10 protein-coding genes and 1 riboswitch are annotated in these 11,686 nt (G+C 59.9%); of the genes, 5 read left to right on the forward strand and 5 right to left on the reverse strand.

What is annotated here, in order from left to right; translation table 11 throughout:
• Window positions 1-106 precede the first annotated feature (106 nt).
• On the reverse strand, window positions 107-2,824 hold the full coding sequence (locus tag DW211_RS04995) for an EAL domain-containing protein (RefSeq protein ID WP_118259621.1): 2,718 nt from the start codon (window positions 2,822-2,824) through the stop codon (window positions 107-109).
• A 329-nt stretch (window positions 2,825-3,153) separates the two neighbouring features.
• On the opposite strand from DW211_RS04995, the gene DW211_RS05000 reads away from it, so the two are divergent.
• Window positions 3,154-4,023, forward strand: coding sequence for a patatin family protein (locus tag DW211_RS05000; RefSeq protein WP_118259622.1), 870 nt, complete (start codon window positions 3,154-3,156; stop codon window positions 4,021-4,023).
• 236 nt (window positions 4,024-4,259) lie between these two features.
• Here DW211_RS05000 and DW211_RS05005 read toward each other — a convergent pair whose 3' ends face one another.
• Genes DW211_RS05005 through thiM form a run of 3 tightly spaced genes read right to left on the reverse strand, consistent with a single transcriptional unit; the run spans window position 4,260 to window position 6,136 of the window.
• Entirely contained in the window at window positions 4,260-4,955 is a 696-nt protein-coding gene (locus DW211_RS05005; protein WP_118256466.1) for a thiamine phosphate synthase, read from the reverse strand.
• Window positions 4,952-5,293, reverse strand: a complete 342-nt coding sequence (locus DW211_RS05010) for a thiamine-binding protein (RefSeq protein WP_233503104.1) — start codon at window positions 5,291-5,293, stop codon at window positions 4,952-4,954. The genes DW211_RS05005 and DW211_RS05010 overlap by 4 nt, the downstream gene beginning before the upstream one ends.
• 3 nt (window positions 5,294-5,296) lie before the next feature.
• On the reverse strand, window positions 5,297-6,136 hold the full coding sequence (gene thiM / locus DW211_RS05015) for a hydroxyethylthiazole kinase (protein ID WP_118259624.1): 840 nt from the start codon (window positions 6,134-6,136) through the stop codon (window positions 5,297-5,299).
• A gap of 51 nt (window positions 6,137-6,187) precedes the next feature.
• Window positions 6,188-6,298, reverse strand: a riboswitch (TPP riboswitch).
• 61 nt (window positions 6,299-6,359) lie between these two features.
• Between thiM and DW211_RS05020 the strand changes: the two genes are divergently transcribed.
• From DW211_RS05020 to DW211_RS05035, 4 genes are all read left to right on the forward strand, one after another.
• Window positions 6,360-7,268, forward strand: coding sequence for an HAD-IIB family hydrolase (locus tag DW211_RS05020; protein WP_118259626.1), 909 nt, complete (start codon window positions 6,360-6,362; stop codon window positions 7,266-7,268).
• A 10-nt stretch (window positions 7,269-7,278) separates the two neighbouring features.
• Window positions 7,279-8,175 carry a LysR family transcriptional regulator gene (locus tag DW211_RS05025; protein ID WP_118259627.1) on the forward strand — a complete coding sequence of 299 codons (897 nt, stop codon included), beginning with the start codon at window positions 7,279-7,281 and terminating at the stop codon, window positions 8,173-8,175.
• Window positions 8,176-8,327: 152 nt separating this feature from the next.
• A complete protein-coding gene (locus DW211_RS05030; RefSeq protein ID WP_233540397.1) occupies window positions 8,328-9,461 on the forward strand; it encodes a 5-methyltetrahydropteroyltriglutamate--homocysteine S-methyltransferase in 1,134 nt (377 codons plus the stop codon).
• A gap of 123 nt (window positions 9,462-9,584) precedes the next feature.
• Window positions 9,585-10,919 (forward strand): uracil-xanthine permease family protein, encoded by a 1,335-nt coding sequence (locus tag DW211_RS05035; RefSeq protein ID WP_117757306.1) that lies wholly within the window; start codon window positions 9,585-9,587, stop codon window positions 10,917-10,919.
• Window positions 10,920-10,982: 63 nt separating this feature from the next.
• Here DW211_RS05035 and DW211_RS05040 read toward each other — a convergent pair whose 3' ends face one another.
• A complete protein-coding gene (locus DW211_RS05040) occupies window positions 10,983-11,648 on the reverse strand; it encodes an alpha/beta hydrolase (protein ID WP_118259629.1) in 666 nt (221 codons plus the stop codon).
• Window positions 11,649-11,686 lie beyond the last annotated feature (38 nt).

Genomic DNA, 11,686 nt, shown 5'->3' on the forward strand with positions numbered 1-11,686 from the left:
ACAACAGTGGTTTGCATCATATCCCCAATTCGGTTTGGATTGGGGGCATAAGTTAGCCAATGGGGACAAGCGCCCCTTCGGCGGTATCGTTTTGCGCGCGAGCGTATCAGTTTTTGTTACCGCCATCGAGCAATGCCTCAAAATCCTTTGCCTGCATGGGGCGGTAGTAGAGGAAGCCCTGAGCGTAGTGGGCACCCATTTGGAGCAGCATGTTCGCCTGCTCGTTTGTCTCGACGCCTTCGATTACAACGGGCAGATGGAGCGATTGCGCCATCTCGAGCATTGATGAAACGATTTGCGCGCTACGGCTTTGATCGCGGTCGGTGGGCACAAACGTGCGATCAAGCTTGATGACGTCGACGTTGACGTTCTTGAGCATCGCGAGCGTAGACTGGCCGGTGCCAAAATCGTCCATGTAGGTCGAGAAACCGCGAGTGTGTAGGTCGGCCGTCAGCTTATCCACGGCCTCGGACTCTCCCGTATAAGCCGTCTCGGTGATCTCAATGCGCATGAGCTCGGGCGGTAGGTTGTATTGGGCGGCAAGCGCCCCCATATGCTCGGCGACGTCGCAGGCAAGGATATCCACGCGCGACACATTGAGCGAGATCGGAACTACGCGCAGCCCTCGATCGATGCACTCACGCAGCCACGAGGCGACGCCCTGCCAAACATATTTGTCGAGCGTCACCACAAAACCGCTTTCCTCGAGAGCGGGGATAAAGGTGGTAGGTGAAATGAGGGAGCCATCCTTGTCAATCCAGCGTGTGAGCGCCTCGGCGCCAACGATCTCGCCGGTTTCCATGTCGACCTGGGGCTGCAAGTAGTAGGTAATGCGGCCGTTTGAGAGCGCATACTGGAATTCGGTCAGCGTGCGGTGGAACGCGATTTCGTGTTCGTATTCCTCGGGGCGGAAAATGGCAATGCGCTCCTTAAAGTCGTTTTTTGCGCGCCGATTGGTAAACATGGCCTTGGCCTGCGCATCGATGGTGATTTCCTCGTTGGAGTCGATGGGGTAGACGCCCATGGACGGCCAGAAGCCCACGCCGTCATCATGCTTGGCCACGGCCTGGCGAATGCGGCTATAGATCTGATGGACGGTGTCGTGTTCAAAGGGGATGAGTACGCAAAAATCGTCTTGGCCCCAGTACCCTGCGACGCCCATGGCGGCATTCTCGATGTCCTTGAGAACCGTGCCCACATCGGCGAGTACGCGGTCGCCCTCGGCCTGTCCGTGCCATTCGTTGAACAGTCGCATGTGCCCCATATCGACGGTGGCGATACACCAGGCGCCGTTGCGCCTTGTCTCGAGAAATTCGTTGGCGCGGCGCATAAACTCGCTGGGTCGATAGAGACCCGTGAGCGGATCGATGCGTTCGGCGATGGCGCTTTTGCGCTCCACCTCGGGTATGGGGAGGCTGTCGTTGGGAACAAGCCCGCCGGCCGTGCGAATGCGACGGTCGAGTTCGCCTAAAACGGCGGCCGTTTGATTGGTCAGGTGCTCGTAAAAGGCCGGAACGACAAGACAGACGGGGGTAATAGTGTCGCCCGCGATTCGAACGGGAGCGAAAACGGCCTCTTTGAGATGTTGGATCAGTTGCTCGAATGCTTCGTGATCCAAATTGTTGCTAAGCACGACGAACTGGGCGTTGCGTGAACGGAAGACGCGACTCCTGCCGCGAGTAATCGACAGCATGCGGCCTGCGTATTCGGCGAGCATGTTGTCGACGGCCTCGGCCCCGTAGAGCTCGTTGAGCTTTGCCGTGCCGCGAACGCGCACTGCTATAAGCCCCGTCTCGCAACGGTCGCGACGGCAGGCATCGATAGCGTTGATCAGCGTGCGCTGCGTTCCGAGACCCGTGGCGGCGTCGACGGTCTCGGCAAGCGAGTGGTTGACGAGCTCGCCGACATAGAGCGAGGGGACATTTCCGTCGCCGTCGATACGAAACCCGCGAGCACGGCCGAGGATGTAATCGCCGGCGGCATTGCGCACGCGGTACTGCATGACGTGACGATGTTTGGAGCCGTCATAGATTTGGTCGATGTCGTTGGTATAGGCCTCAAGGTCATCGGGATGGACACGCGTTTTCCAATAATCGTGACAGTTGTCTATATGCTCCGAAGGAAGACCAAGATCGCGCAAGGCGCCTTGTGACCAAAGGGTTCGATGTTTGTCCAAGTTCTCGATAAAGAAATAGCGGCCTTCGTTGAGCATCGAAAGGGCATCGAAAATTCGATCGCTTATTTCGAAGTCGTCGGTGTGGGCTTGTGCGATATTGCGTCGATCAAGGTGCACGGCATGACGTAGCTTGTAGTCGTACATGCGATGGTCGGCATCGTTCGTCAAGCGATTGGGGGCTTCGCCCAGGGCGGGGTCGGCGTGTGCCACTCCGTAGCTAAACGAGTGAGGCATCTCGGCATCGTTGTTTTTGAGCAGGACCGTTCGGCAGCGTTCCAGACGTTCGGCGAGGTCGTCCTCGGTTGCAATCGTAGACAGGATGGCAAACTCGTCGCCTCCCAGACGAAACGCCGCTTCGTCCACCTCCATATACAGCTTGAGATAGAGGCTTACCTGCAAAATATAGCGGTTGCCCTCGTCATGGCCAAAGACGTCGTTGCAGTGCTTGAGATTGTCGATATCGATGTACGCCATGGTAACGGGGGTGTCCTGCTCCCAGAGCTCCTCGAGGGAACGGGCAAAGCCGCCGCGGTTGCCAAGCCCGGTAAGCTGGTCGGTAAAGGCGGTCCTGACCAGATCCTCCTGACGCTTGAGAAGGTCGCGGACGGTCTTTTCGAGCGTTTCAGTGTAATTGCTGGGGGTATCCATGCTGTAGGCGGCTTTCTGGGGTCGGGGCGGATTGCGTCGGGCGAGCTCGTTGTGCACACGCGTTGTTGCTCAACGCCTCGCGTGTTTCCAAGCCCCCGCCTTGCTGCGTCGTTGGGTTTATTTGTCGGCTGACGTTCGTTGCTGATAACTACTGAGTAGTATAAACAAGTGTATGGAATTATGTAGGGGTGCCCATGTTGCGGGCGGCCATTATTCGCCATTATTCGCCAAACGGTAACGCGACGATGTTCGATGAAAATGCGACTGAGGCGATATATGTTGACTGGTATACTTGTTTCGTTTTAAAACGCAGGAACGGAGATGGTCGCATGGCACAGCCAGATACGACGCCCACGGTGGGGCTTGCGCTCGAGGGAGGCGGCTACCGCGGTATGTATACGGCGGGCGTGCTCGACGTATGGATGGAGTGCGGCCTGACCTGTGACCATATGGTGGGCGTCTCGGCGGGCGCGGCGTTTGGCTACAACTTTAAATCGCGCCAGATCGGCCGTGCCATTCGCTACAACAAGGCCTATTGCGCCGACAAGCGCTATGCGAGCGTGACGAGCTGGCTGCGAACCGGCGACATGTTCAATGCCGAGTTTGCCTATCACGAGGTTCCCATCGATCGCGATCCCATCGACCTGGAGGCTTATCGTGCCTGCCCCATGCGGTTTACCTGCGTGTGCACCGATCTTAAGACGGGGCGGGCCGTCTACCATGACCTGCCTTACGGTGATGAGCATGATATCGAGTGGATCCGGGCGTCGTCGGCGATTCCCGTGGCAACACGACCCGTTGCCATTGAGGGGCACAAGTACCTGGATGGCGGCGTTGCCGATTCCATTCCCAGCGCATGGCTGTTTGCGCAGGGCTATGACCGCAACGTGGTGGTGCTGACGCAGCCGGCGGGCTTTGTAAAGCAGCCCAATAGCGTGATGCCTATGCTGCGTCGCGTGTATCGTCACTATCCGGAGTTTGTTGCGGCGCTTGAGCACCGGCACGAGGTATATAACGCCACGCTCGACGACCTGGCGCGTCGCGAGGCCGCTGGCGAGATCTTTGTGGTGCGGCCGAGCGAATCGGTGAAGGTGCCGTCGCTGTGCCGCGAGCCCGAGGAACTCGAACGCATCTATCAGATCGGCCGTCGCGATGCGGAGGCGTCTTTGTCCGCGCTGGAAACGTATCTGGCGGGGTAGGACAAGCTGCCGCGGACTCGGCGGAAAGCGCGTCCCAGAATGAGCGCTCAGAACGGGTTGCAGTTTCCCAAACGGTGGGGTTTCGGAAAGTTCGTCCCGGAATATGCGTTCAGACTGGGATGCGGTTTCCCGTTAAGCCTCTATATGGAAAGCGCATCCCAGAATGGAGGTCCAAACTGGGATGCGCTTTCCGCTATTGAAGATATGAGGCTGCGAATCAGCTGTTCGGCCTATGCCTATGCCTGCTGCCAGGTGTCGACGAGCTCCTTGGCCGCGGCGTAGGGATCATCGGCGCTGCAGACGGCGCTCACCACAAAGAAGCCGTCGACGCCGGTGGCCTTAAGCTGCGGCAGGTCGGCCGTCTTGACGCCGCCGCCCACCACGATGGGCACGGGGCTTGCCGCGTGGAGTGCGGCCAGGTCCTCAAAGCTTTTGGTGATGATAGAGCCATCGGCCGCGCGTCCGCAGTCGCGCTTGGTCTCGGTCTCGTGGAGCGGGCCGATGCCAAGGTAGTCGACCAAACTCATGTCGGCGGTCTTGACGTACTCGAGCATCTCCTCGCAACGGGCCGAAAGGCCCACGATGGCATCGGGGCCCAAAAGTTTGCGGCAGACCTCGACGGGAATATCGCTCTGGCCCACGTGCACGCCGTCGACAGCAATGCCCTGCTCGCGCGCGGCGAGTACGCAGTCCAGGCGGTCGTCGATCAGCAAAGCGACCTGACCGGTCTTGCCAGCCTGTGCGATTGCCTGCGCGGCGCCGCCGGTCAGCGCGATGATCTCGCGGGCGCTTGCCACCTTGGAGCGCACCTGGATGCAGGTAAAGCCGGCATCGAGTGCCTGGGCCACCACATCGCCCACGGGGCGCCCGAGCGTGTTTTCGGGGCCGAGTACCAGATAGGCCGAGATATCAAGGTTGTCGCGGATGCTCATCGTGCTTCCTCCTGCTTTTTGATCTGTGCTTCCATGCGCTCGAGTTTGCCGGTCATGGTGTCGGTAAATCCGGGTCGAATATCGGCTTTGAGCACGACTTCGGTGCGGATGCCCTTGCTCGCCAACACAAAGGTCGCGTCGCGCACGACCTGCATGACCTCGTCCCAGTCGCCCTCGATCTCGGTGAACATCGAGGTGGTGCGGTTGGGAAGGCCGCTCTCGCGAATGACACGCACGACCTCGGCGACCTCGGCGGACAGCTCATCGCCGGTACCGCATGGGGCGATGGCCACGGCGACGAGTGTGTTCATGCCGGCATCGGTTGCGGGCTCGGACATGCCTTATGCCTCCTCGAGCTCGAGTTGGTTATCGGCAATGTCCTGGGCGGTCGCGCGGTAGAGCTCGTCGATAAAGGCGACCTTAAAGCTTGCCGGGGCATCGGCAACGGCGGCGGCACGCGTGCCGGCAACGTTGTAGGCGGCGGTGCCGCAGATGGCCGCCGTAAACGGGTCGGCGGCGCAGGCATACACGGCCAGCACGCCGCCCTGCGAGCAACCGCAGCCGGTGATTTTGGACATGAGCGGGCTGCCGCCGTGGGACTTGGCCACGGTCGTGCCGTCGGTAATCAGGTCGACTTCGCCCGAGACCACAACGGCGCCGCCGGTGTAGCGGGCGAGCGCCACGGCGGCGCCGCGGGCGGCGTCTACCGTGTCGGTGGTATCGACACCGCGCACGCGACTCAGATCGGCCGCTTCGCCCTCAAGGCCCCACAGGCCGGCGAGCGCGATAATCTCGGAGGCATTGCCGCGCACGATGGCGGGTTTGTACTGCTTGAGTTCGCCTACCAGTTGGGTGCGCAGGCTGCCGATGCCCAGGCCCACCGGATCGAGCACCCAGGGCTTGCCGGCGTCGTGTGCCGCCTTGGCCGCGCGGGGAATCGTCTGCTCGTAGATGGGGAAGAGTGTGCCCATGTTCAGATAGATGGCGCCGCCGCCGGCAACGAGCGCCTCGCCCTCGTCGGGCAGATAGACCATGGCGGCCGATCCGCCCACGGCGAGCTGCGCGTTGGCGACAAAGTCAATCGTCACCGTGTTGGTGATGGAGCCCGCCATCGGATTGGTGGCGCGAATCTCCTCCACGGCCTTGACCACGTTTTGCTTGAGCTGTTTCGAATCGATCACTGCACATGCCTCCTTGGCATAGAAAAGGGGCGCTGTGCATAGACAGCGCCCCTAAAAAGGCGGCATGCTCCCTACGCCAGCATTAACTGACAGGTTCAAAGGATTGGGCCCCATGCCCTCTCAGCCTTGTGGTTTGCACCGCCGGCACTCCCGCATCGAATCTGTTGTTCCCTATACTAGCGCATCGGTACAATGGTTACGATGAAAACGACTGGGGGACCCTATGATCAAACTTGTGCTGACCGATATGGACGATACGCTGATTCCGGCCGGGCATGACGGCGCCAGCGACTATGCCATCGAGGGCATTCATGCCATGCAGGCGGCGGGTCTGCACTTTGGTCCGGTTTCGGGTCGTCAGCCGTCTGCGATGGGCTGGATGTTTAAAAATCGTTCCGAGTGCTATTCGACCGGCGCATTCTGTAACGGCCAGGTCATGTTTGTCGACGGCGAGGCGGTCGCCTCGCGTGCGACCGATAGCGACGCACTAATGCGTTTAGCCGCCTATCTGGAAGAAGAAACCGACGATACCTATCTGAAGGTCTACAGCTTAGGTGATGACTTTTGGGATAACGATGCCTATTGCGTGACACGTGATGCCGAGCGTGTGCGTCGCGCTATGGAATCGGGCGGCAATGCGTGGCTCAAGGGCGAAGAGGCCCCGTGCCGCCCTGTCGTCGATGATGCGCCGGTGTTCAAGGCGAATATCTGGAGCGCCCGTTCGCGTGAGGAGCTCGCGGAGCTACGCGAGCGCGTTGCCGCCGAGGTGCCGGAGCTCTCGCTTGTGTTTCCCAACAACCGTGTGCGCCTGTTCGACATCCTTCCGGCTGGTTGGGACAAGGGCTGCGCTGCGCTGGAGCTGGCGCGCGCTTTGGGCCTAACGCCCGACGAGGTGGCCGTATTTGGCGATTCCGATAACGACCTGCCCATGATCGATGCCGTTCCCAACTCCGTTGCGGTCGCCAATGCCAACGAGGCCGTCACGGCTGCCGCACGCTGGCATATCGGCGCTGCGGCAGACGATGCGGTTGGCGCAGCGCTGCATCAGATTGCCGCCTGCGCCGCGACGGGGGAGATGCCGTCGTTTATGCGTCAGATGAGCACGACGGGTTTCGACGTCACGAACGTCTAGGGAGAAGGCTATGAAGCTTCAGCAGCTCAGGTATGTTGTCAAGGTTGCCGAATGCGGTAGCATCACCGAGGCCTCGCGCCGACTCTTTGTGTCGCAGCCTTCGATTACCGCGTCGATTCGCGACCTCGAAAACGAGATGGACGTGCGCATCTTTGAGCGCACCAACAAGGGCGTCATTGTGTCCGAGGAAGGCGAGACCTTCTTGGGCTACGCGCGCCAGGTACTCGACCAGGCCGACCTGCTCGAGGGCAAGTACAAGGGCGCATCCGAGCAGGTGCCGCACTTTAGTGTGAGCTGTCAGCATTATTCCTTTGCCGTTAACGCGTTTGTTGACGTGATCCGCGAGTTCGATGCCGCGCGCTACGACTTTACCCTGCGCGAGGAGCAAACCCACGAGATTATCGAGGACGTCGCGCACATGAAAAGCGAGCTCGGCATCCTGTATCTGTCGGAGCACAATCGCGAGGTCATCGAGCGCATGTTGGCGGCCAACGAGCTCGTGTTCGAAGGGCTCTTCTGCGCCACGCCGCATGTCTTCGTGTGCGCCGACCATCCGCTGGCGGGCCGCTCGAGTGTGACGCTCGGGGACTTGGAAGACTACCCGTTCCTGTCCTATGAGCAGGGCAGCTATAACTCGTTTTATTATTCTGAGGAGCTGACCTCGACCTTTGAGCGCCGCAAGAATATCCGCGTGCGCGACCGTGCGACGCTGTTCAACCTAGCTATGGGCCTTAACGGCTACACGGTGTGTTCGGGCGTGATCAGCCATGAGCTTAACGGCCCCGGTATTATCTCGATTCCGCTCGATGTAGACGAGTACATGGAGATCGGCATTATCACGCGCAAAAATACGACGCTCACGCGCTATGGGCAGGCCTATATCGAAGCGATTCGTCAGCATATTTAGCTCACTTCGAGATACCCATGTGAGGCTGAGCTCCACTGTTGCTCAGTATAGAAAAAACTAATAACAAACCTATATAAACGTATATTTTACGATGGCCATATAAGCGCTCATACTCTGTCCCAGTAAAGCAACCAATGCAAAGGGAGATATCTATGAGCACTTCAATTCAATCGAACGCGCCGTTTCGCGCTGATATCGTCGGCAGCTTTCTTCGTCCGCAGGCCGTAAAGGATGCCCGCGCTGCCTATGCGGCAGGCACGCTTGATGCCGAGGGGCTTAAGGCCGTCGAGGACGAGGCCATTCGCGATTTGGTGGCAAAGCAGAAGGCCGCCGGCCTGCAAGTTATCACCGATGGCGAGTTCCGCCGCAGCTACTGGCACCTCGATTTTATGTGGGGCCTTAACGGCATTGAGCGCCGCACCTCGCGTACAGGCTATATGTTCCACGATGAGGAGACTACCGCCGACACCGCCGTGGTAACCGGTCCCATTGGCGGCAAGAATCATCCGTTCGTCGAGCATTTTAAGTTCGTCAAGGCGCTTGAGGGGGAGGGCCAGGTCGCACGGCAAACCATTCCGGCACCGATCCAGACGTTCTCCGAAGTCACGCTCGACCGTTGCGATGGCCAGCAGGAGAGTCTGCGCGCCGTCTACAAGACCGACGAAGAGCTCGCCGATGCCATCGCGGCAGCATACCGCACCGTGATTGCCGACCTGTACGCAGCAGGCTGCCGCAATATCCAGTTTGATGACTGTACTTGGGGTATCTACTGCGACACCGATTTCGTGGCAAAGACCGGCATGAGCCCGGTCGACCTGCAAAAGGTAAGCGAGCTGGGCGTGGCGCTCAACAACGCCGCCATCGAGGGCAAGCCCGACGATCTGGTCATCAACACGCACGTGTGCCGCGGCAACTATCACTCCACGTATGCCTTCGAGGGTGGTTACGATCCCATTGCACCGTACCTGTTCGCGCACGAGGATGTCGACGCGTTCTACCTTGAGTTCGATACGCCGCGCGCCGGTGGCTTTGAGCCGCTCAAGTATGTTGCTCCCGGCAAGAAGGTCGTGCTGGGCCTGGTGACCACCAAGGCCGCTGAGCTCGAGGACGAGGATGCCATCGTCGAACGTATTCACGAGGCCGCAAAGTATGTGCCGCTCGTGAACCTGTACCTGTCGCCCCAGTGCGGCTTTGCCAGCTGTGAGATTGGCAACAAACTGACCGAGGACGAACAGTGGGCAAAGATCGCGCTGGTCAAGCGCATTTCCGAGCGCGTTTGGAAGTAACGCTACCGTTTGCAGGTGACGGCGCGTGCGAGACATGGCATATCACGTACAATGGTTCGGATCGTATCGTTCGGGCAGGTTATCCGATATGCCTGATCGCCCTTCCATCATGAAAGGACTTCCATGTCCCAATCCTCGACGCCCGCCGTCACCGATGCCATCTACGATGCATCGTCGCTCGGCCGCCCGCGCATGTTTGTGTTGGGTTTGCAACACATGTTTGCGATGTTCGGAGCCACGGTGCTCGTGCCTGTGCTCACCGGCCTTTCCGTTTCGGCGACGCTTCTGTTCGCCGGCATCGGCACGCTGCTGTTTCATTTTCTATCGCGCGGTAAGGTGCCCGCGTTTCTGGGCTCGTCGTTTGCTTTTATCGCGGGTTATGCCGCCATTGCACCCAACGGCGAGGCCGAGCTTTTGCCCTACGCCTGCCTGGGCGTTGCCTGCGCCGGTCTACTCTATCCGGTACTTGCGGCACTCTTCCGCGCATTTGGCGCCAAGCGTGTCATGCGCTTCTTTCCGCCGGTGGTGACCGGTCCCATCGTCATTTCCATCGGCCTGATCCTGGCGAGCTCTGCCATTGCCAACTGCCAGACCAACTGGCTTGTCGCCGTTATCGCTGTGGCCGTGATCGTCATCTGCAACATCTGGGGCCGCGGCATGATCAAGATCGTGCCGATTTTGCTGGGCGTTGTGGTGAGCTATGCCGTTGCGACTGCGCTCGGCGAGGTTGATTTCTCGGGCGTTGCCGCCGCTCCGTGGGTCGGTCTGCCCATCGTGTGGGACAACACCGTGTTTGCACTCTTTGGGCCGCAGTTCGATAGCGGTCTTGCCACGACGGCCATCATCACCATCATGCCGCTGGCTTTCGCGACCATGATCGAGCATATCGGTGATATCTCGGCTATCGGCTCCACTTGCGAGCGTAACTACATCGCCGATCCCGGCCTGCATCGCACGCTGCTCGGCGATGGTCTCGCCACGATTCTGGCGTCGCTCTTTGGCGCTCCGGCCAACACCACGTATGGCGAGAACACCGGCGTGCTCGCCCTGACGCGCGTGTTCGACCCGCGCGTGATTCGCATTGCCGCCTGCTGCGCCATCGTGCTTTCGTTCTGCCCCAAGTTTGCTGCCGTGATCGCCGCCATGCCAGCGTGTGTAATCGGCGGCGTGTCGCTCGTGCTCTACGGCATGATCAGCGCCGTGGGCGTCCGTAACCTCATCGAGAATCAGGTTGATTTCCAGAACAACCGCAACGTGCTGGTGGCGGCTCTGGTGCTCGTGCTTTCGCTCGGCATTGCCTACAGTACCGCCGGTGCCATCGTGCTGGAGCTGGGCGGCGTGACCATTTCGCTCTCGGGCCTTGCCGTGGGTTCGCTGGTGGGCATTGTGCTCAATGCCATCCTACCGGGCAACGACTTTGAGTTCGACGTCTCTGAACTCGAGGAGGCCGCCGAGTAAGGCCGGCTATCGATAAATCTAAAAAATGGCTCCCATGCGTGCAGCTACGCGTGGGAGCCATTTTTAGTGCGTGAGTATCCAGTGGATGCCGCGGGCCATGCGCAAGTCGGTTTGGGCAAAGTGATTGCCGGGGTTGAGCTCCAGCGTTGTTGGAATGTCGCGCTCGACGAGCAACGCTTCCATCGCGCGTGTGTCGTCGAGTACGTGCCGCATCATGCGGTTGGGCGTCTTGGTTTCCTTTTTGCCGAGTGACAGATAGACGGCTTGCGGGCTGCCGGCAAATGGCGCCGTGCTGGCGCGATCGACAAATTCGGGAAACCACAGCGACCCCGATGCGCTTGCAGCGCGGTCAAAGGCGTCGGTTTGCCAGAGAGCCCAAAGCGAAAAGAGGCCTGCCAGCGAGTAGCCAGCAACGCCGTGCCAGGTGGGCGGCTGAGGAAGCGACGACTCGACCTGGGGGATTATCTGATTCAGCAGCTCATCAAGAAAACCGGCAGCTTGGCCGCCGAAAGGCTCGGCATCGCGCACGGTTCCGTCGCATGCCCAGGGGCTCAGCTCGCGATTCCAATCGAGCCCGCCAATGGCGACGAGGGTGAATGGCGGACAGTCGAGCTCTCGGCAGCACTCGTAGACTTTACTACCGTCGTCCATGACAACGGGGAGGTAGATGACGGGCGCGCTTTCCGTATGCTCCGAATGAACGGTTATCTGCTTATGATGCGCTTCCAAGGCAGGCTTCTCTCGGCGTTGTGATATCGACGGCCCCC

This window comes from Collinsella sp. AM18-10 (assembly GCF_003471585.1).
In the GTDB taxonomy this organism is placed as follows: domain Bacteria; phylum Actinomycetota; class Coriobacteriia; order Coriobacteriales; family Coriobacteriaceae; genus Collinsella.